At 67.6% G+C, this 26222-nt stretch carries 19 protein-coding genes; 10 read left to right on the top strand and 9 right to left on the bottom strand.

Going from position 1 to position 26222, the window contains the following annotated elements:
- The 3 genes from G6R31_RS09370 (at window position 1) to G6R31_RS09360 (ending at window position 3725) form a co-directional block, all read left to right on the top strand.
- Window positions 1-417 carry an ExbD/TolR family protein gene (locus G6R31_RS09370; RefSeq protein WP_025568111.1) on the top strand — a complete coding sequence of 139 codons (417 nt, stop codon included), beginning with the start codon at window positions 1-3 and terminating at the stop codon, window positions 415-417.
- Between the two features lie 28 nt (window positions 418-445).
- A complete protein-coding gene (locus G6R31_RS09365; RefSeq protein WP_164993979.1) occupies window positions 446-2941 on the top strand; it encodes a hypothetical protein in 2496 nt (831 codons plus the stop codon).
- An 88-nt stretch (window positions 2942-3029) separates the two neighbouring features.
- A complete protein-coding gene (locus tag G6R31_RS09360; protein WP_017871562.1) occupies window positions 3030-3725 on the top strand; it encodes a hypothetical protein in 696 nt (231 codons plus the stop codon).
- Window positions 3726-3945: 220 nt separating this feature from the next.
- Here G6R31_RS09360 and G6R31_RS17030 read toward each other — a convergent pair whose 3' ends face one another.
- Window positions 3946-5073: an acetate--CoA ligase gene (locus G6R31_RS17030; RefSeq protein WP_235044838.1), complete on the bottom strand. Its 1128-nt coding sequence runs from the start codon at window positions 5071-5073 to the stop codon at window positions 3946-3948.
- A 181-nt stretch (window positions 5074-5254) separates the two neighbouring features.
- Window positions 5255-6010, bottom strand: coding sequence for an AMP-binding protein (locus tag G6R31_RS17025; RefSeq protein WP_029732713.1), 756 nt, complete (start codon window positions 6008-6010; stop codon window positions 5255-5257).
- Between the two features lie 130 nt (window positions 6011-6140).
- Between G6R31_RS17025 and G6R31_RS09345 the strand changes: the two genes are divergently transcribed.
- Window positions 6141-6917: a type III pantothenate kinase gene (locus tag G6R31_RS09345; RefSeq protein WP_017871563.1), complete on the top strand. Its 777-nt coding sequence runs from the start codon at window positions 6141-6143 to the stop codon at window positions 6915-6917.
- Window positions 6918-7049: 132 nt separating this feature from the next.
- Window positions 7050-8444 carry an IS66 family transposase gene (gene tnpC, locus G6R31_RS09340; RefSeq protein WP_380025067.1) on the top strand — a complete coding sequence of 465 codons (1395 nt, stop codon included), beginning with the start codon at window positions 7050-7052 and terminating at the stop codon, window positions 8442-8444.
- 148 nt (window positions 8445-8592) lie between these two features.
- On the opposite strand, the gene treY is transcribed toward tnpC, so the two are convergent.
- The 7 genes from treY to hisJ form a co-directional block, all read right to left on the bottom strand.
- Window positions 8593-11463, bottom strand: coding sequence for a malto-oligosyltrehalose synthase (gene treY / locus G6R31_RS09335; protein WP_017871545.1), 2871 nt, complete (start codon window positions 11461-11463; stop codon window positions 8593-8595).
- Between the two features lie 102 nt (window positions 11464-11565).
- Complete coding sequence (gene treZ / locus G6R31_RS09330) at window positions 11566-13407, bottom strand: malto-oligosyltrehalose trehalohydrolase (protein WP_081608325.1); 1842 nt, start codon at window positions 13405-13407, stop codon at window positions 11566-11568.
- A 299-nt stretch (window positions 13408-13706) separates the two neighbouring features.
- Window positions 13707-14288 carry a CAP domain-containing protein gene (locus G6R31_RS09325; protein ID WP_017871543.1) on the bottom strand — a complete coding sequence of 194 codons (582 nt, stop codon included), beginning with the start codon at window positions 14286-14288 and terminating at the stop codon, window positions 13707-13709.
- 722 nt (window positions 14289-15010) lie between these two features.
- A complete protein-coding gene (locus tag G6R31_RS09320) occupies window positions 15011-17380 on the bottom strand; it encodes an EAL domain-containing protein (RefSeq protein WP_152423765.1) in 2370 nt (789 codons plus the stop codon).
- 198 nt (window positions 17381-17578) lie between these two features.
- Window positions 17579-19309 (bottom strand): DNA polymerase/3'-5' exonuclease PolX, encoded by a 1731-nt coding sequence (locus tag G6R31_RS09315; protein WP_017871541.1) that lies wholly within the window; start codon window positions 19307-19309, stop codon window positions 17579-17581.
- On the bottom strand, window positions 19306-19974 hold the full coding sequence (locus G6R31_RS09310; RefSeq protein ID WP_017871540.1) for a class I SAM-dependent methyltransferase: 669 nt from the start codon (window positions 19972-19974) through the stop codon (window positions 19306-19308). The genes G6R31_RS09315 and G6R31_RS09310 overlap by 4 nt, the downstream gene beginning before the upstream one ends.
- Window positions 19967-20749, bottom strand: coding sequence for a histidinol-phosphatase HisJ (hisJ, locus tag G6R31_RS09305; RefSeq protein WP_017871539.1), 783 nt, complete (start codon window positions 20747-20749; stop codon window positions 19967-19969). The genes G6R31_RS09310 and hisJ overlap by 8 nt, the downstream gene beginning before the upstream one ends.
- A 177-nt stretch (window positions 20750-20926) precedes the next feature.
- Between hisJ and G6R31_RS09300 the strand changes: the two genes are divergently transcribed.
- The 5 genes from G6R31_RS09300 (at window position 20927) to G6R31_RS09280 (ending at window position 26177) form a co-directional block, all read left to right on the top strand.
- The gene (locus G6R31_RS09300) at window positions 20927-21667 is read left to right on the top strand and encodes a TIGR00730 family Rossman fold protein (RefSeq protein ID WP_318825951.1); all 741 of its coding nucleotides are present in this window, start codon (window positions 20927-20929) and stop codon (window positions 21665-21667) included.
- Window positions 21668-21716: 49 nt separating this feature from the next.
- The gene (locus tag G6R31_RS09295; protein ID WP_017871537.1) at window positions 21717-22700 is read left to right on the top strand and encodes a quinone oxidoreductase family protein; all 984 of its coding nucleotides are present in this window, start codon (window positions 21717-21719) and stop codon (window positions 22698-22700) included.
- 24 nt (window positions 22701-22724) lie between these two features.
- Window positions 22725-23945, top strand: coding sequence for a TCR/Tet family MFS transporter (locus tag G6R31_RS09290; protein WP_017871536.1), 1221 nt, complete (start codon window positions 22725-22727; stop codon window positions 23943-23945).
- 358 nt (window positions 23946-24303) lie between these two features.
- On the top strand, window positions 24304-24597 hold the full coding sequence (locus tag G6R31_RS09285) for a DUF485 domain-containing protein (RefSeq protein WP_017871535.1): 294 nt from the start codon (window positions 24304-24306) through the stop codon (window positions 24595-24597).
- Complete coding sequence (locus G6R31_RS09280) at window positions 24594-26177, top strand: solute symporter family protein (RefSeq protein ID WP_017871534.1); 1584 nt, start codon at window positions 24594-24596, stop codon at window positions 26175-26177. The genes G6R31_RS09285 and G6R31_RS09280 overlap by 4 nt, the downstream gene beginning before the upstream one ends.
- The last annotated feature ends 45 nt before the right edge of the window (window positions 26178-26222 follow it).

Below are 26222 nucleotides of genomic sequence, written 5' to 3'. Positions count from 1 at the left end.
ATGAGCCTGCCGCGCAGAAGGCTGCGGGACGAAGCGGAAGGCGTGACCTTCGACTTCGCGCCGATGGTGGACATCGTGCTGCTGCTGCTGATCTTCTTTTTCCTGACCAGCAACCTGGGCGCCCGGCAAAACGTGTTGCCGCTGGACCTGCCCCGCGCCAGCACCACCGTGCAGGCCACCCCGGACATTCCCATCGTGACCGTGCATGAAAGTGGGCGGCTGTACCTCAACGGCTACGTCACCAACCTGGAGCAGCTGGAAAAGAAACTGCCCGCACTGGTCAAGAAATCCGGCGGCGTGGTGGGCGTGCGTGCCGACGAACGCGGCAACTACGGAACTGTGGTGCAGGTCATGGACGCCGTGAAGAAAGCGGGCGGCGAACGTCTGGCGCTGGGCACCCGTTCCGGAGACCAGTGACCTTTCGCCTCCCTGGAGGACCCTGTCTATGACGCCTTATTCCCGCTCACGCCACTTCGACCTCCACGACCCGGACGTTCGGGAGCGGCTGTGGTCGGCGGCGGCCACCTTCGCCCTGCACGCGGCGCTGGTCGCGGGGCTGACCCTGACCCGGCCCGAACCGCCGGTCAGTGTCGCCCTGCCACCCGACACCCGCCGCGCCCCGCTGGAAGTCGTGGCCCTCGCGCCCGAAGCCCCGAAAGCGGACGCCGCGCCGTCCCCGAGCACCCCCACCGTCACCCTCACAGCCCCGAACACCACATCCCCCGACGTGGCCCGCCCCGACACGCAGCCGCGCCCGGATGAGCAGGCGGCCCCGGAGCCGGAAGCGCCCACCCCGCCCGAACCTGCCCCCACCGAGCCGGACCCCGAACCCTCGCCGCCGGAACCGCCCGAGCCGGAAACGCCAGCACCCGAAACGCCGGAAGCCCAGACGCCGGAAGCTCAGGCCCCGGAAACTCAGCCCACAGAAACTCAAGTTCCAGAGCCACAGGCCCCGGAAAGTGAGGCACCCGCCCCTGAGTCTCCGGTGACCCCCGCGCCCACCCCGCAGCCCGCCGAGGTGCTTCAGCCGCCGGTTGCCCGGCCACAGCCGGTGGAGACGCCGCCCGTCCCCCAGACTGCGGAATCCCAGTCTCAGGAGTCCCAGACTCAGCAATCCCAGACTCAGCAATCCCAGTCTCGGGAACCCCAGGCACAACAGGCCCCAGCCCCCCAAACCCCAGCGGCCCAAACGCCGACCCAGACCCCGGCCTCCCGGTCGCCAGAGGCCCAGGCTCCCACCGGGCAGCCTGCGCGCAGCGCTCCGGCCCAGGCTCAGGCCAACGCCCCCGCCGGGTCGGTGGTGCCCGAACCGACGTTGCCTGAAGCCGCAGCGCCTGAGGCCGCTCCCGAAGCTGCTCCCGAGGCCAGCACCCCGACCGAATCGCCTGCCGTACCGGCCCGCGAAGCCGGGGGAGCACAGCCCGAAGCGGCAGCCGAACCTGCCGCCGCCCGCCCGGAAACGGCGTCGCCCGGTTCACAGGCCGCCGGTCCCGAGGCGGCTTCCCCGGTGGCCGTCACCCCCCGCAACGAGACGCCCGATGCCGCCGCTTCTGCCGGGCGGCCCAGTGCGGGGCGTGTGGTGGCGGCGCCGTCCGACGCGCCCTCCGGAGAGGCTGCGCCCGCCCGCACGTCCGGCTCGCAGGCGCTTCCCATTCCGGCGACCCCGATTCCGGCCACGCCGCAGGGCCGGGAAAGCAGCGGGGAGGCCGGACCAGTCGCAGCAGGACCAGTCGCGGCCCGGCCCGGTGCATCGGTTCCAGGTCCCGCCTCCTCAAGTCCGGCCGCTTCCAGACCGGCCACCGCCAGCCCAGCGTCCTCTGCCGCAGTCAGTGGGGACCGTTCCGACGTGTCGGGCCTGCCCCGGCGTGAGGACACCCTCCCGGAGAGTGCTCCGGTGGCGGCCAGCCCGTCCCGGGGCCAGACGGCGGCGAGCGGCGGCGCGAGTGCCCCCCGCACCGCGCCCGCCGCGCCGCGTGGTGGGGAAAGCGGCGCGGCGACCCCCTCGGCTCCGGCAGCGGCCCGTCCCGGCGCCACCAGTGGGGCGAATGCGGCCCAGTCCAGTCCAGCCCAGTCCAGTCCAGCTCAGTCGAGGCCCGCTCCGTCCGGTGCGTCCGGCGGAGGGGCCAGTGGCGAAGGAACCAGTGGCGAGGGGGTCAGCGCCCGCGCTCCCCAGGGCGGCGCTCCGGCAGCGACTGCGGCCCCGGCCACGTCAGGTCGTCCGGCCACCGGGACAGGCAACGCGGGCGCGGGCAACGGTTCCGGCAACGCCGCCCCCGCCGCTGCCCGACCCGGACAGGGCAGCGGCAGCGCCCCCGTGGACCTCGGCCTGACCGCCACCCGGGGAAATGGCAACAGTGGCCCCGGCAATGCGGGCACCAGTGCTGCGGGCGCGGCCCCGACCCCCTCACGGCCCGGTGCTGGCGGTGCAGGAAACGCGGGCAGCGGCACCGGCAGCGGCGCGGCTCCAGCGGCTGGGCGTGGTCCCGGCACCACGGGAACCGGCGCTTCCGGCAGCGGCCCGGCCCAGGGCACCGGCCCCGGCACGGCGGCGCGGGGCGGCGGCACGTCCCAGGGCGCGGGCACCGAGACCCGCCCGCTGACCTGCACGGTGGTCGTGGACGTGCGCGGTCTGGGCCGACTGGAAAGTGCCATGACCAGCTTCGTGATGGACAGCGCGGGCAATCAGGTCTGGCCCGACGCCGAACTGGTGAGGGGGGTGTCGACCCAGCTCGTGCAGGAAGGCAACCTGCAGCACTACGTGCGCTCCGAAGCGGACCTGGCGCCGTACAAGAATGTCACCCGCGTCAAGGCCAGCCGCCTGCGCCCCACCAAGTTCGCGCCCAACTCCAACTACCTGACCGACGTGGAACTGTCTGCCGACGCGGCCCAGGCGTTCCGCTCGGCGGGCAAGGCGTGCCGGGTCGTGTACCTGCGCGACTGAGCCTTCACTGAGCTGCCCCCGACTGTCTCCGGACTTCTCACCTCGCCATCAGCTCCGCGTCAACATTTTCCTTCCCAATGAGGTTGCTATGCGTAAAAGTCTGTTGCTGACCCTGTCCGTACTGCTCTCGGCCCCCGCTCTGGCCTGGGTGCCCAAGCTCGAGGAAACCACCGCCAAAAACGTCATCGACGGCGCTTATGGCCGCCGCGACCTGGCCCCCACCTACCTGACGGTGGACCTCGGCGTCAAAGACGGCCAGTTCGTCTCCGGCCCCGAGAGCGTTAAGGTGTTCGACGGCGGCGCCCAGTGCGTGACCGACTGGCTGGCCGCGCCCGGCGACTTCAGCCGGGGCAGCCGCGTGGCCTCGGTCACCGCCAGCGGGCAGGCCGACCAGCTCTACTTCCAGGCCACCGACGCCCGTGACAGCTTCAAGAACCTCAGCGCCGCCGACGCCCTGGGCGCGGACCTGAGCCAGGCCCGCCTCGCCGACGGCGAACTGCGCGTGGACCTCGCCGTGCGCGGCCTGCCCAGCGAAAAGGCCCGCGACGCCTACCTCGTGCGGATGCGCGGCGCCGACGGCAAGATGGTGACCCCCGTTCGCCGCAGTTACGTCAACGACTTCAAGCAGGGCGAGGACGGCAAGTGGAGCGGCACCCTGGTCTATTACTTCAAGCCCCTGGATGCGGGTGTCGGCGCCAGTGACCGCGTGGACCTGCTGCTGCGCACCGAGGCCGACACCAACTGCGCCTACAGCGTGGGCCTGAACCTGGCAAGCTTCCAGTAATACGGATTCCGCTTAATTTCTGCACAGTCGGGAAAGCGCCGCCTGTGCATCCATATCGCGTAACCCGTATCTTTTCCTACTCGCATCCGCTCTGCTGAGCAGCTTTGCAAGTCGGATTGAATCTGAAACTACCAGATTCAATCGGAATCCGTATAAGCAGAGGGTGGAGGGGAGAGGGCTGAGGGACAAACCCCTCTGCTCTCTCCCCTCCACCCTCTCCCTACTGGGTCAGGCGCCCCCGCACCGTGTCGAGCGCGTCCGGGTTTTCCAGGCTGGTCAGGTCGCCCGTCACTTCACCTGTCAGCAGCAGGTCGCGCAGGAGCCGCCGCATGATTTTGCCGCTGCGGGTGCGCGGCACGGTGGGCGTCACCACGACCTTGCCGGGGCGGGCAATGGCGCCTACGCCCGCCACCACCGCGTCGGCCAGTTCGTTTTCCAGCCACGTCAGGTCGGTGTCGAAGTTCAGGCCCGCACGCGGCACCACGAAGGCCACCGGCACCGCCCCCTTGATGTCGTCGGGCATCGCGACCACGGCGGCCTCGCTGACGGCGGGGTGGGTGAGCAGCGCCGCTTCCATCTCCATCGTGCCGAGGCGGTGCCCGGCCACGTTCATCACGTCGTCGAGGCGGCCCGTGACCCACAGTTGCCCGTCCGCGTCGAGCAGCGCGGCGTCGGCGGCGGCGTACTTGCCGGGGAACTCCCTCAGGTACGTTTCCACGTAGCGGTCATGGTCGCCCCAGACGGTCCGGGCAAGGCAGGGAAACGACTCGGTCAGCGTCAGCGAGCCGAGTTCGCCGGGGGCGCAGGGCGTGCCGTCCTCATGCACCACTTCGGCGCGGTAGCCGGGCAGCGGGTGGCCGCAGGAACCGGGGCGGGTGGGGGTCAGGCCCACCATGCTGCTCGCCCACGCCGTGCCGGTTTCGGTCTGCCCGTAGGTGTTGTTCACGAACATGGTGCCGCCCCCCAGAATGTCGTGCGTCCACTGCCACGTTTCGGGGTCGAGCGGCTCACCCACCAGCGCCACCAGCCCCATCCGGCTCAGGTCGTACTTTTTCACGGCGTCGTCGCCCGCCCGCCGCAGCATCCGCAGGGCGGTGGGGGCCGTGAACACCTTGTCGGCGCGGTACTTTTCGATGATCTGGTAGGGGCGCTCGGGCGTGGGTGTGTCGATGCTGCCCTCGTAAATCACGTGTGTGGCTCCGTGCGCCAGCCCGCCGACCAGCGCGAAAATCGGGAAGGTGAGCCAGCCCACGTCGGCGGTGCACCAGTACACGTCGTCCTGTTGCAGGTTCAGCGCCCATTTGACGTTGGCATAGGTGCCGGTCAGAAAGCCCAGGCCCGAATGCACCAGCCCCTTGGGTTTGCTGGTGGTGCCGGACGTGTAGAGCAGTTCTCCGAATTACGTGATGCGCGGAACAGCACCCCGCATCACTCCATTCTCTGCTTCGCAGCTTTGCAAGTCCGCCCTGCTCAGTGTTTTGCACTCGCTCCGCTCGCCAAAAAGACGTTACGTCTTTCTGTCAAATGCTCTAGATGATGAAGCCGGGGTCGTTGGCGTCCAGCGAGACGGGTTCGGCGCGGCGGGTGGTTTTTTGCAGCAGCTCGGCAAAATCGAGTTCCTTCTCGCCCAGCGGCAAAAAAGGGTCGATGCGCCGCGCCACGATGACGGTGGGTTTGTCCAGCCCCTCCAGCGCCTCGTCCAGCGTCGCCTTGAGGTGAATGTTGCGCCCGCGCCGCAGCGTGCCGTCGGTGCAGACGATCACTTTGGGCTGCGCGTCCACCAGCCGGTCACGCACCGCCGAGGCCGAGAAGCCCGCGAAAATCACCGAATAGATCGCCCCGATGCGGTAGCAGGCGTGAATGGCGATAAACGCCTCGGGCACGTTGGAGAGGTAAATCGCCACCCGGTCGCCCTTCTCCACGCCGAGGTCTTGCAGCGCGGCGGCGAAGCGGGCGGCAGCGTCGGTCAGGTCGCCGTAGCTCCAGGTTTCCTTCAGGCCATCTTCCCGCTCGTAGTACAGCGCCACGCGGTTTTTGGGGTGGCGGTCGAGGCAGTTCACGCTGACATTGCCCTTCGCGCCGGGAAAATACCGGAAATCCCCGAAGATGCCTTCCAGGGCGGTGGTCGGGGGCACGTCCCAGGTCAGTTCTCTGGCGATATCCAACCAGTAGTCGCTTGCGGGCATCTCGCGCAGGAGCCGCGCCTGCCCGGGCGTGACGGGGGCGGTGCGTTGCAGCGTATCGGTGGGCGGCACGAGGGGAGCCGTCAGAAGTGCGGTGTCCATGAGAGTCCTCCGGGGGGCGGATTGTGCTGTGGACACAGCATAGCGGAGGAACCTAACGAACGTTTGTCCGGTTGTCTGGCACACGGGTGGCCCGGCGCCGCTGCCGCTGCTACCCTCTACAATTCTCCCCGTGCCCGCTTTTCCCCTGCTCGCCGTGGACATCGGCAACACCAGCACCGTCATCGGTCTGGCCGACGCCTCGCACGCCCTGACGCACACCTGGCGGATTCGGACCAACCGCGACGTGTTGCCCGACGACCTCGCGTTGCAGCTGCACGGGCTGTTGACCCTGGCCGGCGCGCCGATTCCCCGCGCCGCCGTGCTGAGCAGCGTGGCCCCCCCGGTGGGCGAAAACTACGCGCTGGCGCTCAGGCGACACTTCATGATCGACGCCTTTGCCGTGAGTGCTGAAACCCTGCCCGACGTGAAGGTGGAACTCGACACCCCGACGGCGGTGGGGGCCGACCGGCTGTGCAACCTGTTCGGGGCCGAAAAGTACCTGGGGGGGCTGGACTACGCGGTGGTGGTGGATTTCGGCACCTCGACCAACTTCGACGTGATCGGGCGCGGGCGGCGCTTTCTGGGCGGCGTGCTGGCGACGGGTGCGCAGGTGAGCGCCGACGCCCTGTTCGCCCGCGCCGCCAAACTGCCGCGCATCACCCTCAGTGCCCCTGAGAATGCCATCGGCAAAAACACCGTCCACGCGCTGCAATCGGGGTTGGTGTTCGGCTACGCCGAGATGGTGGACGGGCTGCTGCGCCGCATCCGCGCCGAGTTGCCGGGGGAAGCCGTCACCATTGCCACCGGGGGCTTCTCGCGCACGGTGCAGGGCATCTGCCAGGAAATCGACTACTACGACGAAACCCTGACCCTGCGCGGTCTGGTGGAGTTGTGGGCGAGCCGGTAAGTGGGGGAATGGTCTAATACGGATTCCGATTGAATCCAGCAGATTTCTGGATTCAATCCGACTGAAAGGAGTAGGAAAAGAGTAACTGCTCAGCAGGGGGACTTGCGAAGCGGAAACGGGTAGAGTAGGGGCATCACGCAAGAGACCTGTCCTAACTGCGAACGACTTGCTGCCGAGGTGACTCGCCTCCAGGCTGAAGTCGCCGCATTGCAAGCCGAGTTGCGGGCTATCAAAACCCTGCTCGGTCTGAATAGCAGCAACTCCAATCAACCACCGAGCAAAGACCCGCCCTGGAAACCCAAGAGCGAGCGTCAGAAGAGCGAACGCTCTTCTGGTGGACAAAAGGGACACCCAGGGAAAACGCTGAAATTCAGTGACCAGCCCGACGAAATCCAAACGCTATCGCTCACCGGAGCCTGCTCTTGTGGGACTGTCTGGGACGAGGTGGATGTCACCGATCATCTTGCTCGACAGGTTCACGATTTGCCAGAACTGCGTCTCCATATCACCGAGTACCAGGCCGAAGTGAAACTCTGCCCGAACTGTGGCTGTCGTGGACAGGCCAATTTCCCCGAGCATGTCCCTGGTCAGGTGCAATACGGTCCGCAACTCCATGCCTTCACGACCTTGCTGAATGTGGGGCATTTCATTCCATTGGAGCGGGTCACCCAGATTACGGACGCGCTTTTTGGCGCGTCCATCAGCGATGGTACGGTGGTTCTCAACATCAACCTGGCTTCAGAACGCCTTGAGCCTTTCGAGGACGAGCTGAAAGCTGGCCTGAGGCAACAAGCCGTACTCCATGCGGATGAAACGGGCACCAAGGTGAATGGGAAGCTGAACTGGTTTCATGTGGCCTGTTTTGCCAGGGGAACGCTCTATACCTTGCACGAGAAGCGCGGCTACGCGGCTCTTGAGGCGGCTGGCGTGTTGACCGACTTTACGGGCGTCGTGGTTCACGACGCTTGGAACACCTATTTCCGTCTCCCTGGAGAACACGCGCTGTGCAATGCTCACCTGCTGCGCGAACTGCGCAAACTGGATGAGCATGACCAGCAGCCCTGGGCCGGTGAACTGCGGCGGGAATTGCAGCAGGTCTACCATGCCCAGAAGACGGGGATATTGACGAATGAGCAAAGAGCGGCGTTCTATACGCGATTTGACGAACTGGTGCTGGCGGGTCTGGAAGCAAATCCGGTGCAGGAACCTGTTCCAAAGCGGCGGGGGAAGCCCAAACAGCTTCCGGGACGCAACCTGGCCTTGCGGTGTCAGCAGCACCGCGCAGCGATGCTGCTTTTCCTGGAGCGTGCTGACGTGCCGTTTGACAACAATCAGGCGGAACGTGACATCAGGATGGCCTGCGTAAAACGCAAGGTTTCGGGTGGGTTTCGCTCGGAGGTCGGAGGTCAGGCGTTCTGCCGGATTCGCAGCTTCATTTCTACCCTTCAGAAGCAGGGCGTATCAGTTTGGACTGGCTTGGTTGACGTTTTTCGTGGCGTCTTACCCAAACTCGACTTCTCGTGCTGAGCAGTTACGGAAAAGATACGGATTTCGCGATATGGATGCACAGGCGGTGTAGTTCCGACTGTGCAGGAATTTAGCGGAATCCGTATAACGTCGAACGGTCAAACCGCTCAAAGCCCCCTGGACCCTCAGCGGTTAGACGGTTAGACAGTCAGCCCTTGACCAGCAAAGCCAAAGGAAAGTCCTCCAGCACCTTCGCCACCGGCACCTTGCCGCCACGGGCGCGCAGTTTTTCGCCGGTCAGGACGTTGGTGTAGGTGCCCGCGTCCAGCGTCAGGGTGCGGTTGCCCCAGCTTTCGGCCAGCGCCCAGGGGGTCTTTTCACGGGTGAGCGAGAGCGTCAGGCGCGGGGCCACCGTGACGGCGCTCTGGCCTGCGTGGTCGCGCGCAAAGGCGACGAGGTATTTGCCCGCTTCCAGCGGGCGGTAACGGCCCTGTCCGAACAGCTCCGGGTGGGCCTGCCGCGCTTGCAGGGCGGCCCAGGTGGTCATCACCTTGACCGCGCCGTCCTCGTAGTGGCCCAGCAGTTTGCGGGCGAGCGCGAGGTCGTGGCCTTTTTCCAGCCGGGTCAGCACCCGCCCCAGCCGGGCGTAGTCCACCGGGCGGCGGTTGTCGGGGTCCACCAGCGACTGGTTCCAGCTCTCGGTGCCCTGGTAGGTGTCGGGCACGCCGGGGGCGGTCAGGCGAATCAGCGTCGCCGAGAGGCCGTTTTGCGCTCCGTAGGGGCTGATGCGGCGGTGCAGCCCGCCCAGCGCCCCCAGAAAATCGTCGTTCGTGAAAAGTTTTTGCACCACGTCACTCAGCGCCGCCTCGTACTCCTCGTCGGGGGAGGCCCAGGAGGTTCGCAGTTTCGCCTCCCGCGCCGCCTTTTGCATGTAGGCGTTCAGGCGGTCCACGAAACCGCCGAGATTGCCGCTGAGGGGATAGGCCCCCAGCGCGTTTTGCAGCAGCACGTACAGGTCGCGGGTGGTGGGGGCGGGGCCGAGGTCGGTCTCGTGCAGTACGGAAAGCAGCAGCGAGGAATGCTCGCGCAGAAAGTCGGCCCAGCCTTGCGGGATTTCGCTCAGGACATGGATGCGGGCGCGGGTGTCCTCGCCGCGCTTGGTGTCGTGGGTGCTGCCGCCGAGCATGGCGTGGGGCCAGTGCTGCGCACGCCGCGCCGCCGCCGCGTGGAAGTCTTTTAGGGGCGTGCCGAAGTGCGCCGGGTCGCCGCCCACCTCGTTCAGAGAGATCAGGCGGGCGAAGCGGTAAAACGCCGTGTCCTCCGCGCCCTTGGCCGTCACCGGGCCGGTGAGCTGCTGAAACTTCAGCGCGAAGTCGGCGTAGGCGGCCCGCGTTCGCTCGTCTGGCGCGTTCAGCGTGAGCACGTTTTGCAGAAAGTCGAACACGCTCGGCGGCACCGGCTGCCCCTCGCGGCGGTTGTGGGCCTTGGCGTCCCGGACCGCCTGCGCGATTTTGGCGTTGTCGCCGGGTTCACGCTCGCCGTTTTCGCGGACATAGGTGCGGTACACCGGAAAACAGGCGATGACTTCCCGAATCGCCCCCCGCACGGCGCTGAGGGTAAAGTCGCGTGAGGTCAGGTCGGCCTCGGCCAGCCGCTCCAGATGCTCGGCCAGCACGTTGACTTCACCGGGCAGGCTCACGCGCTGAATCAGGTGCTTGCCCCGGTAGAGGTGGTCGGGGTAGCGGTCACGGTCGCCGGTAAAGCGGCGGTAGACGGCGCTGAGGTCGTCCTCGTGCGCGGTGTCCACGAACACGCCGCTGAGTTCGGCCAGAAAGTCGTAGCCGGTGGTCCCGTGAACCGCCCAGGCGTCGGGCAGCTTCTCGCCGGGTTCCAGAATCTTTTCGGCCACCACGTACAGCGGCTTACCTTCCCCTTCCTGCCCACTGCCTTCCTGCCCGTCCAGAGGTCGGCCCAGCACCGCGCCCGCTCCGGCCTGCAGCGCCCGGAAGTACCCGGCGGGGTCGTACAGCCCGTCGGTGTGGTCGAGGCGCACGCCCTGAATCAGCCCTTCGCGCAGCAACTCGAACAGCAGCGTGTGCGCCCAGGCAAAGACGCGGGGGTCTTCCATCCGCAGCGCGGCGAGGTCGTTGATGTCGAAAAAGCGGCGGTAGTTGATTTCCTCGGCGGCGACCTGCCACCACGCGAGGCGATAGTTCTGCTCGCTCACGAGCTGGTCGAGTTTCTGCGGGTCGGCGTTCACGCTCTCCAGCACGCTGCTCAGGGCCGCCCGCACGCTGGGCGCGCTGCCGAGCAGGGTAAAGAGGCGGCGCGACGCCACTTCGACTTCCTGCGCCCGGCTGAGCTTGTCGGTGTCGGTGAGCTGCGGGTCGTTGCTGCGCGGCAGGTTCTGGATGCTGCGGGTGATGCTGGCGAGTTCGGCGCTCGCTTCATCCGGCACTTGCCGCCCCAGCGCGCTTGGCACCCACGACAGCAGCAGGGCGACGCTGCGCGGCGACATCGGCAAGCGGCGTTCCCAGTAGCGCAGAAAAAAGCGTCCCGTTCCGTCCTGCTCTTCCCAACTCAGTTGCAACTCGCCGCGCTCCAGCACCCGCCCGTACTGGTCGCCCAGCGTGGGCAGCAGCACCTTGCCTTCCAGCGCCCTTTTCAGCGGCTGCCAGGAAATGTCGAAAAAGTGCGCGTAGCGGCTGCCCTGCCCGTGCCGGAGCACGTCTTCCCAGTAGGGGTTGTGCCCGCCCTGAATGCCCATGTGGTTGGGCACGAAGTCCACGATGACGCTCAGGCCGAGGTCCCGCGCCGCGCTGGAAAACCGCCGCAGGCCTTCCAGCCCGCCGAGTTCGGGGTTGATGCGGGCGTGGTCGGTCACGTCGTAGCCGTGGGTGCTGCCCGGCGTACTGGCCCAGATGGGGGAGAGGTACACGGCGGACACCCCCAGCCGCGCCAGATACGGCAACTGGCGGCGGGCGGCGGCGAACGGAAACCCGGCGTGCAGTTGCAGGCGGTAGGTGGAGGTGGGCAGGGTGACGGGGCGGGCCTGTTCGGTCGGGGAAGGTGTGGTCATGGGGGTCCTTTCAGGCGGGGGAGGGCAGAGGGCTGGGCGCAGATGGCGGATGGCGGATGGCCTGGGGCGGTTAGACGGTTAGACCTTTTGACCGCCCCCGGCTCAGTCTCCCAGCAGCGCTGCTTCTCCCGCGCCCAGGGTCGGTTCTGCCCGCCCCTCGGTGTGCAGCAGCAGCCGGGCAGGCAGCGCGAAGGGAAGGGACAGCTCGGCCACCTGCCGCGCCTGCTCGCCGAGGTTCCACAGCAGCACCCGCTTTCCCGCACTGGTCACGGTCCGCACCCACAGCAGGTCGCCGTCGTGCCCGGTGGTCAGGTTCCCGCGCTGGCGGTTTTGCAGCACGGGGTCGTCGCGCCGCAGCCGCAGCAGGTCGCGGTAGAGCCTCCAGGTCTTGGCGTGTTCGCCCTGCTCGCGCTCGGCCCAGTTGACCTTGGAGTTCAGGAAGGTCTGCTCGGCCTGCGGGTCGGGCACGTTCTCGCCGCTGAAGCCGCTGAAAGAGCCGAATTCCTTCTTGCGGCCCTCGGTCACGGCGCGCCCCAATTCGCCCGCGTGGTCGCTGAAAAACTGGAAGGGCGTGCTGGCGGCCCACTCCTGCCCCTGAAACAGCAGCGGGGTCATGGGCAGCGTGAGCAGCAGCGCGGCGGCCCCCCGGTACTCGGCCAGGGTGACGCCCCCCGACTGGTGCAGCCGCTCACCCAGGGGGCGGTTGCCGATCTGGTCGTGGTTCTGGATGCAGTAGACGAAGTTCGGGGCCTCCAGCCCGTCCGAGGAGTGCCCGCGCCCGTGCTCCTCGCCCCTGACGTCCCAGAATTGTCCCTCGTAGCGCCAGCCCCGGCGAATGGTGTAGGCCAGCGCCTCCGCGCCGCCCCGGTAGCCCGCGTAGTAGCCCTCCTGCTCGCCGGTCAGGGTCACGCGCACCTCGTGATGAAAGTCGTCGGTCCAGATGCCGTCGAGCCTGTTCTCGGTGACCAGGGTAGGCAGGTTGCGGTGGTCTTCGGCCAGCAGCAGGTGGGTGCCGCCGAGGGCATGGATCTCCTGCGCCAGCTCGGTCAGGATGTGGGTTTCGCTGTCGTCGGTCATGTACGGGGTGGCGTCGAGCCGCAGCCCGTCGAAGCGGTAGTCCTGCAGCCACATCCGGGCGTTGCCGGTCACGTACCGGCGCATGTGGGCTTCGGCAAAGTCCAGGCCCATGCCCCACGCGCTCGAAAAGCGGTCGGTGAAGTAGGTGGGCGCGTAGCTGCTCAGGTAGTTCCCGGCGGGGCCGAAGTGGTTGTACACCACGTCCAGAAAGACGCCCATGCCCAGGCCGTGCGCGGCGTCTATGAAAGCCATCAGGTCTTCCGGGCGACCATAGGGCGCAAACGGCGCGTAGAAGGCCACCCCGTCGTAGCCCCAGCCGCGCTGCCCGTCGAAAGCGGCCACCGGCATGATTTGCAGCGCAGTCACGCCGAGTTCCTTGAGATAAGGCAGCTTTTCCAGCGCGGCGTGGTAGGTGCCTTCCGGGGTAAAAGTGCCCACATGCAGCTCGTAGAACACGCACTGCTCCAGCGGCAGCCCGCGCCAGTCGGTGTGCTGCCACGCGTAGGCGCTCAGGTCCACCACCTCGGCCTCGCGGTGAACCCCGTCCGGCAGGAAGCGGGCGTAGGGGTCGGGGGTGGGCACGCCGTCGAGCACGAAGATGTAGCGGCTGCCGGGCTGCACAGGCAAGGTGACTTCGTATACCCCGCCGCCCAGCGAAGGCATCACGTGTTCGGTGCCGCCCACCCGCACGGCCACCGTCTGTGCGCGGGTGGTCCACAGGCGAAAGCGCGTGCCGCTCCCGTCCGGCAAAGGATGAGCGCCCAGGCGGGTTTCGGGGTCGTGGTGCGACCGCGTGCCGGAAGCGGAGGAGCCGGACACGGCAGAGCGGGTGTCAGGGGAACTGGAAGCAGGGGCAGGGTTCGTCATAGGTGGCTTGCACGGGCCGCGTGCCCGCCTACCCTAGCGGGGGCCAGCGCTCGGGCAGTGTGGTCCAGGCCCGGTTTGCGGCGGAGCGGAACCCGGCCCTGAAGGGGAAGGCCGCCCGCAAAGGACGCGCGACCACAACAGGAAGGACCCGGCTTCCCCCCTCACTGGGTCGCCGGGTCCTCGTGTTGTCGCGTGTGTGTTGGCCCCCTCTTCCTGGGCCAACTGGCGCCGGGTCCTCTCCCGTTCCTGCGCCTTACTTCCTGTTGCTTCCTGCTTGCCTCGCCTGTGGCTTGCCCGGCTCAGCGGGTGCCGAAGTCCTGCACCCAGTAGGTGCCGAACTTGCTGCCGGGCTGGTAGAGGTAGCTCATGCCGACTTCCTTCAGCTTGGGGTCCATCAGCGTCTGGCAGTGGTTGGGGCTGTCGAGCCAGCCCTGAATCACGTCGTGGACCGTGTACCCGGCGGCGATGTTCTCGCCCAGTTCCTGCCAGCCGGTGTAGCCCGACTGCTCGGCGCGCTGCTTCATGGTGCTGCCGCTGGGCGAGGTGTGGGCGAAGTAGCCCTGGTCGGCCATGTCTTTGGCGTGGGTCTTGGCGGCGGTGGCCAGGTAGCCGTTCCAGGTCACGGCGGGGGCGGCGGGCATGTAGCGGCTGCCGCAGGTGCGGCCCTGGGCGCGGGCGGCGTTGAGCTGCTCGAAGACGCTCTGCTCCTCGGCGCTGCGGGTCTGGGCGCCGCTGTCGTGGGGGGTCCGCACGGGGCTGTTGGTGGCGCTGGTGCTGCCGACGGCGGTGGGGCCGGAGGGAGCGGAAGGCGCCGAGGTGCCGCCACAGGAAGCGAGCAGGAGGACGGGAGCGAGCAGCAGGGGGAGGAATTTGTGGGTCATGAGGGGCAACTCCTGTGGGCGAGAGGGCGAAGAGGCGGGGGAGACCCGGGAAGACCCGGCGTTCTCAAGTGCCCCCAAGGTAGTCAGAGGCCCCTCTCCGGCCCTTTACAGCTCCGGTTTCTAAATACCCGCGCGCTTTTCCCTGAACCTCGCCACGCTCCGGCCCGCGCCAGGACGCCGTTTCTGTGCTGAACCCTCCGCCCGGACTGGCAACTGCCCGCCCCTTTTTTGTCAGACGGCCCCTATTCGTTGCAGTAAGACTCCTAAAAGCGTGGGGATGTATAAAAGCTTGACTGACATTTATCGGATTTACCGATTTATTTTGGTACAATGTAAATCTGATGTATAAATGAACTAGCCTCTCGGTTTTGTCAGAGTCCTGAATACCGTAGGGGGCGGAGGCTGCCCAGGTGCCCTACCCCCTGCGGCAGAAATCGCCGGGAAGTCCGTCCCTTTTCCGTCGGCTGTCCGCGAAGCGGAGCCGTCATACGGATTCCGCTTCATTCCTGCACAGTCGGGCCTATACAGTTGGGAAGGCGCCGCCTGTGCATCCATATCGCGGAATCCGTATTTTTTCCTACTCGCATCCGCTCTGCTGCGCAGCTTTGCAAGTCGGATTGAATCTGAAACTACCAGATTCAATCGGAATCCGTATCATTCAGCGTCGAACGTCGTTCGGGCACCTTGTCCCGAATCCACGTTTGTTTCGTTGTGGCCCTGGGTCAGGAGGGCTGCGCCGGAGGCGGGTCGGCGTGGCCCGGGGCCGGGTAGCCCCAGTCCGGGCGCAGGCGGTGCTGGCCTTCGGCCACGAGGGCGCGGGACTCGTACACGTCGAGGGCCGGGGAAAACAGGTAGCCCTGCCCCGAGTCGCAGCCCAGGGCGCGCAGGGCCGCGAGTTGCCGGGGCTGCTCGATGCCCTCGCCCACCACCTTCAGGTTGAGGTTTTTCGCCATGGCGACGATGGTGCGGACCAGTTCGGCGTTGCTGTCATTGTTCAGCATGCCCTGCACGAACGAGCGGTCGATCTTGAGCGCGTCGATGGGGTAGCGCTGCAGGTAACTCAGCGAGGAATACCCGGTCCCGAAGTCGTCGAGGTGCAGCCGCACGCCGAGTTCGCGCAGCCGCTCCATGTGGTGCCGCACGTCGCCCGATGGGGACAGCAGGCTGCTCTCGGTGATTTCCAGTTTGAGGTGCCGGGGGTCGAACCCCGTCTGGCGCAGCAACTCGGCCACCCACCCGGACACGTCGGGCAAGGCGAGGTGCTGGCCGCAAAAGTTGACGCTGAGGCTCAGGGGCGGGTCGCTCGGGTAAAGCTCGGCCCAGCGCGTCAAATCACGGCAGGCGCGGCGCAGCACCCAGCGGTCGATTTCGGGCAGCAGCCCGCTGTCTTCGGCAATCGGCGTGAAGTCGTCCGGTCCCAGCAGCCCGCGCTCGGGGTGTTGCCAGCGCACCAGCGCCTCGAAGCCCTCGATGCGGCCGCTGGCGAGGTCGAGGACCGGCTGATACTGCACCCGCAGCTCGTCCCCGGCCAGCGCCCGGCGCAGTTCGTGCTCCATGCGGTTGACGTACAGGATGTGCTCGCGCATTTCGGGGGTAAAGGTCCGGTGCGCGGCCCGCCCGCTGTCCTTGGCGCGGTACATGGCGATGTCGGCGTCGCGCAGCACCGCCATGGCCGAGTCGTACTCGGGGTGGCTGTGGACGATGCCCACGCTGACCGACATGGTGACCTGCTGGCCGCTCGCCGCCCCGCCGAGCTGCATGGGCCGGCGCAGCGCTCCCTGAATACGGCCAGCCACCCGCGCCGCGTGCTCCGCGTCCTGAAGCGGCTCGAGCAGAATGGTGAATTCGTCGCCGCCCAGCCGCGCCACGGTGTCGGTGGCCCGCAGGCAGGCGCGCAGACGCCGGGCCATCTCGACCAGCATGGCGTCGCCGGTGGGGTGGCCCAGGGTGTCGTTGATGCCCTTGAAGCGGTCCACGTCCAGAAACAGCACCGCGTACTGCGGCCCGCCCGGCAGCTTGGAACGGGCGATGGCCTGGGTGAGGCGGTCACTGAACAGCGCCCGGTTGGGCAGCCCGGTCAACGAGTCGTGCAGGGCGTCGTGCTGCGACTGCCGCGACAGGGCCTCCAGCTCGGCGGTCCGGGCCTGCACGCGCTCCTCGAGCTGGGCGTTGAGTTCGCGCAGGGCCTCCTGGGTGCGGCGCAGCTCGGTCACGTCGGTACCGTGGCCCAGGTAGAGCAGCAGTTCGCCGCTGTCGTCGAACAGCGGGGTGTAGTTGCGCAGGTGGTAGACCGTTTCACCGCTGGGGGTCACCATCTGTTCCTCGAACTGCACGGTGCGCCCGGTGCGTGCCGCTTCGTCCAGGTGGCGCTCGCGCTCTTCGGCCAGCGACACCGGAACACCGCGCTGGGCCACGTAGTCGGCGTCGGTGTGGCCCATGATCCACTCGCGAATCTGCGGATTGCCGATGGCCGCCGGGTTGCAAAAGCGGTAGCGCCGGTCAGGACCCAGAATCGCCAGCGAAGCGGGCAGCGCCGTGAGCAGCGACTCGTAAAAGTGCTGCCGGTCGGTCGGCACGCCGCTGTCGGATGGACTGTGGCTCTCGGTGCTGGTCAGCGACACCACCACGTACGCCACCGCGTCCTTCTCGCCACTGGCAGCGTGGACCGGCATCAGCGAGGCTTTGCTGAGGTGGGGTTGGCCCGAGGCGCCGCGCAGCGAGAGCGGCACCTCGTCCAGCCGCTCGCCTTGCCAGACCCGCCGCAGAAGGCTGCTCAGCCGCAACTCTTCCAGCGGGGAACTCAGCAGTTCGGCGAGCGGCTGCTGGGCTGCGCCCGGTTCCCAGCCCAGAAGCTGACACGCCGCGTTGCGGTGAACCACCATTTCCTGACGGTCCACCACGAAAATCGGCATGCCCAGGCCGGTCATCAGGTGCTGCGCCCACCTCGTCGTCTGCGCCGCGTTCCGCCCGCTGTCCAGCGCCCCCCGGACCAGCCGCAGCAGGCTCTGCCACTCGTGCAGGCTGGGGGCCACTTCGGCACGGAGGCCAGCCTGCCGGAGAAGCTGGTCGAGGTCGGGAATCGGCGTGGGCATCAAAGGTACCAGGTGCGGTGTCGCCAGGGCGGCGCGGCTCAGCCCCGGACAGGGCTGCGGAGGAGACTCGGGGGCAAAACGTGCGCCGGGGGACCGGGGACCCGAGGTCGGCGCGGCGCTGAAACTCAGGGCGCCCGGCGCAGGGGGTGGGCCTCGGGAGGTCCGGGTCAACGACGCTGCGAACTCAACATGGGGTCATTATGCACGCTCTGCCGGGGCCGCGCTGCTCCGCGCCGAGCGCTGCCGGGCCACGAAGTCCAGAAACGCCTGGCGCCCCAGCGAGTTGACCACCTGCGCCGGGGTCAGTCCGGCTTTGCGGGCCACCGCCACCCCGTAGCGGGCGTCGCCCAGCCCAGCGGGCACATGCGCGTCGGTGTTGATGGCCCAGGTCAGGCGCCCACGCCAGCGCAGCACCCAGCGCCAGTCGAGGTCGAGGCGGGCGGGGTTGGCGTTGAGTTCGACCACCGTGCCCGCCGCCTCGCACGCGCCCAGCACGGCGTCCACGTCCAGGGCGTACCCGGGGCGGCGCAGCAGCAGGCGGCCCGTGGGGTGTCCCAGCACCGTCACCAGGGGGTGCGAGGCGGCGCGAATCAGGCGCTCGGTCTGCCGCTCGGCGTCCAGCGTGAAACCGCTGTGGACGCTCGCCACCACGTAGTCGAGTTCGGCCAGCACGTCGTCGGGGAAGTCCAGCGAGCCGTCGTCCAGAATGTCCACCTCGCTTCCGGCCACGATGGGCAGCCCGGCCCGCTGCAACTCGCGCACTTCCTTCAGTTGTGCCCGCAGCCGCTCCACGCTCAGGCCGTTCGCGTAGTGCGCGGCGCGGGAATGGTCCGCCGTGCCGAGGTACTCGTGCCCCAGCCGCAGCGTTTCGCGGGCCATTTCCTCGATGCTCGCGCCGCCGTCGGACCACGTGGAATGGGTGTGAATCATGCCGCGCAAGTCGCTGACTTGCAGCAGGTCCTCCGGGGCGGGCAGGGCGCTCCACAGGCCGTCATGTTCGGGTTCGCGGTACTCGGCGGGGCGCAGCGTGACGCCCAGGTGCCGGGCCACGTCCGCTTCGGTGGGGGCGGGGACGACCTGGCCGCCCCGGAGCAGCCCCCGTGACCTCAGTTCCAGGCCCCGTGCCTGCGCCGCGTCAATGAGTTCCTGGCGGTACGCGCCGCTGCCCCCCATGAGCAGGTCCAGCGTGCCGCGCGCTTCCTCTGGCACAAAGGCGACCTCCACCGGCACGCCGTCCAGCCTCCCGGCCAGCACGGGGCGCTCCGGCACGCGTTCCAGTTCCTCCACCACGCCCGAAAGGCGCTCGGTGACGGCCTCCGGCGTGCCCGTCACGGTGACCCGCGCCACGCGCACCGTGTCCAGGCCGCGCCGCACGTCCCCGGACACGCGGGCGTCCAGGTCCGCCAGGCGGGATACGAGCGCCTCCGCCGCGTGCAACCCGGCGTCCAGGCGCTGGCGGGTCCGGGCTTCCAGCAGGAACTCCACGTTTTCCAGAATTCCGGCGGCACTCTTTGCCCCGAAGCCCTTCAGGGCCGCCAGTTCGCCGCCCTGCGCCGCTTCCCGCAGCCGCTCCAGCGAATCTATCCCCGAGAGCCAGAGGGAACGGATCTTCTTCGGCCCCAGCCCGCGCACGTCCAGCAGTTCCAGCAGACCGGGCGGCAACTGCGCGGCTGCCGCGTCCAGCGGGGCAAAGCTGCCCGTGCGGGCGAATTCGCTCAGTTCCGCCGCGATCCCCTTGCCCACGCGGGGAATCCCGGCGAAGTCCTTTGCGAGTAGTTCGGGCGTTTCTTCGGGCAACGTTTCCAGGCTGCGGGCCGCGCCCCGGTAGGCCCTCGACTTGAATTCTTCCTCGCCCAGAATGTCCAGCAGGTCAGCCGTGCGCTCCAGAGCGCGAACGAGGTATTTGCGGGCAGGCAGGGGCGCGGTCATGTGGGCAGTCTACGGGCCAGCACCACGTACCGCTCCTCACGGTAAAGCATCCCCTGTGCCCCTGCCTGCGCGTCCCAGTCGCTTTGCCGGGCTTCCTCTGCCATCCACTCGCAGCGGGTTTGCCAGTCGGCCCAGGTGGGCGCGTGGGCCAGCACCGAGGCCCGCCACTCGCCCAGCACCTCCCAGCCCACCGCCTGGAGCCGCTCGGGCACCTGCGGTACATGCAGGCGCGGCCCCACGTACAGGAACTGGGCGTCGGGGGCGGCCAGTTCAGGCAGGCGCAGAATCACCGAGGTCGGCCCACGCCGCGACACGATGAAGTCGAAGGGACCATTCAGGTCAGAGGGAATGTCCGTTTTGCCGTTCCAGAGGTGGAAATCGGCATGTGGGGCATTGTGTCGGGCCAGCTCCAGCAGTTCCGGCGCGAAATCGTAGGCGGCCCAGCGGGCAGCGAGTGGTCCGAAACGCGCAGCGTCCGGCCCGTGCCCGCAGCCCGCTTCCAGCACCCGCGTCTGCGGCGTCAGCAGGTCAGCCAGCAGCAAGTCGAAGGTGAGTTCGGGGTCGGGGCCGCTCAGCGTGCGCTGCCAGGGATGAAAGTATCCGCCCAGTTCGCGGGCGAGTCGGCCATAGCGTTTCTGCGCCGTTTCGGTGCGTCCCTCAGCCACGCTGCTTCCTCCCTTTGTACGTCACCACTTTTCCCCCCACCTCCCGAATCTCCTTCACCGCGTCGGTAAAACGGTGCCCGACTTCTTCCGGCTTGTGCGCGTCACTGCCCAGCACGAAGGGGATGCCGCGCTCGGCGGCGGCCCGCACGAGGTCGGGGGCCGGGTACGCCTCGGCCACGGGCTTGCGCCAGCCTGCCGTGTTGAAATCCAGCGCCAGCCCCTGCCCGGCCACCACGTCGAGCGCGTGCAGCGCGGCGTAACCTTCTGGGTCGCGGTGCCCGAATTTCTTGGGCAAGTCCAGATGGCCAATGGAGTCGAACAGGCCACTTTTTGCCGCGCCCTCCACCAGCGCGTAATAGTCGCGGTAAAGCTGCGTCAGGTCGCGTGCTTCGTACTCGTCCACGAATTCCGGGTTGTCGAACCCCCACGCGCCGAGGTAATGCACGCTGCCGATGACGTAATCCCAGTCGTGCATGTTCAGCACCTGTTCCACAAACTTCTCCGTGCCGGGGTGCAAGTCGGCCTCTAGGCCCAGCCGCACGTCCAGCCGCCCGGCAAACTCCTGCTGCACCGCCTGAATCTGGGCGATGTACTCCGGCAACTGTTCCAGCCGCATCCGCCAGGGCGCGTCGTACCAGCGCGGCATGGGCATGTGGTCGGTAAAGCACAGGCCCGCGAGTCCGGCGTCCAGCGCCGCCTGCGCGTACTCGCGGGGGGTACCGCTGGCGTGGCCGCACAGGGGCGTATGCAGGTGCGAGTCGCAGAGGCCGGTCATGGGGTTCAGGCTAGCGCTGAGGGGCCAGCGCCGCGTGCCCCCTTGTCTCCCCGGCGCCCGGAGGCGCACCTTGCGGCATGGACAACGGCATTCCGCACGACCAGCTCGACCACATGACCGAAGACGCCTGATACGGATTCCGATTGAATCTGGTCGTTTCAGATTCAATCCGAGCGGATGCGAGTAGGAAAAAATACGGATTCTGCGATATGGATGCACAGGCGGCGCTTTCCCGACTGTGCAGGAATTAAGCGGAATCCGTATGACGGATGTTCCGCGTCCTGGGCGAGTTTTCCATCGGATTCGACCGCATGGCGCATCTCAAGGTGCCGCTGGTCACGGTGTACGGCAGCGCCCGCACCGCGCTCACCGACCGCTTTTACGGCCTGGCGCAGACGCTGGGGCGCGAATTGGTGGGGGCAGGTTTCGGCGTGGTCACGGGCGGCGAACCAGGGCGCCTACGAGGCGGGCGGCGTCAGTGTGGGCCTCAACATCGCCTTGCCGCACGAGCAGCGGCACAATCCCTACCAGACGCTCTCGCTGGAGTTCGAGTATTTCCACGCCCGCAAGGTGATGCTGGCCCGCTATTCCCACGCCTTTGTCGCGTTTCCCGGCGGCTTCGGCACATTGGATGAGATGATGGAGATTCTGACGCTGGTGCAGACCCGCAAGATGCGCCCGGTGCCCATCTATTTCGTCGGCGAGGCGCACTGGCGCGGGCTGGTGGAGTGGTTCCGGGCCTCGCTGGTCGAACAGGGGGCCATTGCCGCCGACGACCTGAAGCTGTTCAAGCTGGTGGACGACGTTTCGCGGATTCCCGCCGACGTGCTGGCCTACCACGACCCCGGCACCGGCGACGGTTTCAAGCGCCCGACCGCTGCCGACACCGAGAAGGCGCGGGGCGAGCAGCCCACCTGAGCCTGCGGGCGACAGTAAGGGCTCGCAAGTGCCCAGTTAAGCTGGGGCCATGTCTTACGCCGTTTACGTGGAAAGGTTCGGTGGCCCCGAGGTGCTGCGCTGGCGCAGTCAGCCAGACCCTTCGCCTGCGCCGCTCGCCGGGCAGGTGCATCTGGAAATCAGCCACACCAGCGTCAATTACGCCGACGTGCTGGCCCGGCAGGGAAGGGGCGACAAGGCGGGAACGCTCCCCTTCATTCCCGGTTTGGACGCGCTCGGGAGCGTCACGGCGCTGGATGAAAATGTCCAGAACCTAACACTCGGCCAGCGGGTCGCCTGCTTTCCGCTGGGCGGCAGCTACGCCGAGGCACTCGTGGCGCCGGCCCACCTCTGTTTTCCGGTGCCGGCGGGCGTGCCGGACGCGGCGGCGGCGAGCCTGACCACGCTGGTGACGGCCTACAACGTCGTCCACCACGCCGGGCGCGTGCAGCCGGGCGAGACCGTGCTGGTTCACGCGGCGGCGGGCGGGGTCGGGCACCTCGCCGTGCAACTCGCGCGGCTTGCGGGGGCGGCCCGCATCGTCGGGGTGGTCAGCGGACCGCAGCGGGCCGACTTCGTGCGCGGCCTCGGTGCCGACGAGGTGGTCGACCGCCGGCAGGCCGACTTCGCCGAGCGGGTCCGGGCCGTGACAGACGGGCGCGGGGCAGACGTGATTCTGGATTCGGTCGGCGGCGAAACGGCGGAGCGCGGCCTGGGCGTGCTCGCTCCCTTCGGACGGCTGGTGCTCTACGGCCACGCGAGCGGCGAGGAAGCGCGCCTGCCGTCCAAACCGCTGCACCGCCAGAGCAAAAGCGTGATCGGCTACAGCAGCGGCCACCACCGCCAGGGCCGCCCGGAAGTCGTGCAGCAGGCGGCGGCGCGGGCCTTTGACCTCGTGGCGGCGGGGCAACTCCGGGTGCAGGTCGGCGCCGAGTTCGCTCTGGCAGACGCGGCGCAGGCCCACGCGCTGGTGGAAGGCGGCGACGTGCTCGGGCGAGTGCTGCTGCGGGCTTAGCCGCCTTCCACTACAGTGGGCCAGATGCCGCGCCGTCCGCCCGCCCTGCTGTTCATTCTGCTCACCGCCCTGATCGACGTGATGGGCATCGGCCTGATCATTCCGGTGCTGCCGGGGCTGGTCAAGGAACTCGCCGGGTCGGAAGTCGCCGGGGCGCGGTTTATCGGCTGGCTGACGGCGGCGTACGCGCTGATGCAGTTCGTGTTTGCCCCCATTCTGGGCACGCTCTCGGACCGCTACGGGCGGCGGCCCGTGCTGCTGCTGTCGCTGCTGGGCATGGCGCTCGATTACCTCGTGCTGTTTTTCGCGCCGAACCTGTGGTGGCTGCTGGTCGGGCGCCTGGTGGCCGGGGTCACGGGGGCCAGCCTGACCGTCGCCAACGCCTACATCGCCGACGTGACGGCCCCCGAGGACCGCGCCAGAAACTTCGGGATGCTGGGGGCCACCTTCGGCCTGGGGTTCATCCTGGGGCCGATGCTGGGCGGGCTGCTGGGCGAGTACGGGCTGCGTGTGCCCTTTCTGGTCGCGGCGGGGCTGACGGCGCTGAACTTCCTCTACGGCCTGCTGGTGCTGCCCGAGTCGCTGCCGCCCGAAAAGCGCGGCGCGGTGCAGGGAGGCACCTTCAACCCCTTGACCCCGCTGCGGGCGCTGGGCGAGTTCCCGATTCTGCGCCGCCTCGCCGCCACCTTCGTGCTGCTGGGGCTGGCCGGGCAGACGATTTTCAGCACCTGGGTGCTGTTCACCGAGAGCACGCTGGACTGGACCCCGAAGCAAAACGGCGTGGCCCTCGCCTTCTACGGTCTGCTGACGGCGGGCGTGCAGGCGGGACTGATCGGCTGGTTTATCGGCACCTTCGGCGAGCGGCGCACCATCATGACCGGGCTGGTCGCGTCCACGCTGGAATTCGTGGTCCTGAGCGTGGCCCGCAGCGGCCCCATGCTTTACCTCTCGCTGGTGGTCGGGGCGCTGGGGGGACTGGCGCAACCCGCGCTGCAAGGCCTGATTTCCCGGCAGGTCAGCGAGCAGGAACAGGGCCGGGCGATGGGCGCCCTGACCAGCCTGAACAGTCTGGTGGGCGTGTTCGGGCCTGTGGTCGCCACCAGCGTCTATGCCTTCGGCACCGCTGCGGGCTTTCCGGGCGCGGCCTTTGCGATGGGCGCCGCCCTCTCGGTGCTGGGCACGCTGCTGATTCTGGGGGTGCTGCGCGGGCTTGATGGTGGACGGGGAGAGGCGGAATCCGTCTGATACGGATTCCGCTTAATTCCTGCACAGTCGGGAAAGCGCCGCCTGTGCATCCATATCGCAGAATCCGTATTTTTTCCTACTCGCATCCGCTCGGATTGAATCTGAAACTACCAGATTCAATCGGAGTCCGTATGAGCGCCCCCCCACCTTCACGCAGGCACGGGGCGGTGTTCCCTGTCCTGGGGCAGAGGCCCAGCGCCGTCTAGATCTGTTCCAGGCCAGGGAACGAAGTTTTTACACCGGGTCCATTGCATTCGCCTGAGGGGAGACCTACTCTAGCGGCGTTCACACAATTTCGCTGCCGGACATGCGGTGCGCTCACCGCCGGTCGGCCCTTTCCCTTTTCTCAGGAGGTTTCATGACGGTCGCCGCCACCTCTGCTCCCCCCGTGCGCAACGCGGCCTACCGCGAACTGATGCGCCAGAAGAACAGTTTCATGATCAGCATGACCATCGCGTTCATGGTGCTGTTTTTCCTGCTGCCGCTGCTGGCCGGGTTCAACAAGCCGCTGATGGCGACCAAGGTGTTCGGTAACGTCAATTTCGGCTACGTGCTGGCGTTCCTCGAATTCATCATGGGGTGGGTCATGGCGCAGATTTATGTGGCCCGCGCCCGCACCTTCGACCGTCTGGCACTGGAGGCCCAGCAATGACCTTTCTGATGGCGGCCATCATCGTCCTGCTGACCCTGGGGATTACCTTCTGGGCCTCGGGGCGCAACACTTCTGCCGGGGACTTCTACGTCGCCGGGGGCAAAATCACCGCCACCCAGAACGGCATCGCCATCGCCGGGGACTACATGTCGGCGGCGTCCTTCCTGGGCATCACGGGCCTGATTGCGCTGAACGGCTACGACGGCTTCATGTACTCGGTGGCGTGGTTCATCGCCTACCTGACGGTGCTGTTCATCGTGGCCGAGCCGCTCAGGAACCTCGGCAAGTACACCCTGGCCGACATGCTGGTCTACCGCCTCAAGGACCAGAAGGTGCGCTTCTACGCGGCGTTTTCGACCATCGTCGTTTCAACCTTCTACATGATTGCCCAGGTGGTGGGCGCGGGCAGCCTGATTTCGCTGCTCTCGGGCGGGGCCATCAGCCCGACGCTCGCCATTCCGCTGGTCGGGGCGCTGATGATCGTCTACGTCGTGGTCGGTGGCATGCTGGCAACGACCTGGGTGCAAATCGTCAAGGCCATGCTGCTGATGTTCGCCACCATCGTGATGACGGTGCTGATTCTCGCCAAGTTCGGCTTCTCGTTCAGCAACCTGCTGGGCGAAGCTGCCCGCGTCAACGGCCAGGAATTCCTGGTGCCCGGTGCCAAATTCAAAAACCCCATCGACCTGATTTCGCTCTGCCTCGCGCTGGTGCTGGGGACGGCGGGGCTGCCGCACATCCTGACCCGCTTTTTCACCGTGCCCACCGCCCAGGACGCCCGCAAGAGCGTGGTCGTGGCGATGTGGCTGATCGGCGGCTTCTATGTCATGACCGCTTTCATGGGCAACGCGGCCAACGTGCTGGTCGGCAAGGACAAAATCATCGAGGCCAACGCCGCAGGCAACATGGCCGCGCCGCTGCTGGCCCAGGCACTCGGCGGGGTGGGAACGTTCACGGGTGAACTGTTCCTTGCCTTCGTGGTCGCCGTCGCCTTCGCCACCATTCTGGCGGTGGTCGCGGGCCTGACCATCAGCGCGAGCACGTCCTTTACCCACGACATCTACAACGGCGTGCTGCGCGGCGGCACCGTCAGCGAGCAGGAGCAGTTCAAGGTGGCGCGGATGGCGACCATCGCGGTCGGCGTCATCTCCATCATCCTGGGCCTGCTCGCCAAAGACCAGAACGTGGCCTTCCTGGTGGCCCTGGCCTTCGCCATCGCGTCGAGTGCCAACCTGCCAGTCATCCTGTTCACGCTGTTCTGGCGGCGCTTCAACGCCACGGGCGCGGTGTGGGGCATCATGGGCGGCCTGATCGTCACGCTGGCGCTGATTGCCGTCAGCCCCAACATCATGGGCATCGACCCCCCCGAAAAGACCAAGGCCCGGCACCCCATCCAGGCCCAGGCGATTTTCCCGTTGGAAAACCCCGGCATCGTCAGCATTCCCGCCGGGTTTGCCCTCGCCGCCATTGGCACCATGCTCGGCAAGCGCCGCCCCGAGGACGACGAGAACTTCGAGGCCATGCAGTACCGCGCCTACACGGGTGCGGGGGTGGACGGCTCGGTGGCGGCCCACGACTGAGCGTAGAGAGAGGAAAGTTCGGCCCCTTCCCACACCTTGTCATTC

This window comes from Deinococcus wulumuqiensis R12, assembly GCF_011067105.1.
GTDB classification, from domain to species: domain Bacteria; phylum Deinococcota; class Deinococci; order Deinococcales; family Deinococcaceae; genus Deinococcus; species Deinococcus wulumuqiensis.
Note: the sequence above shows the minus strand (reverse complement) of the source record. Positions and strands in the feature narration are given on the sequence as shown.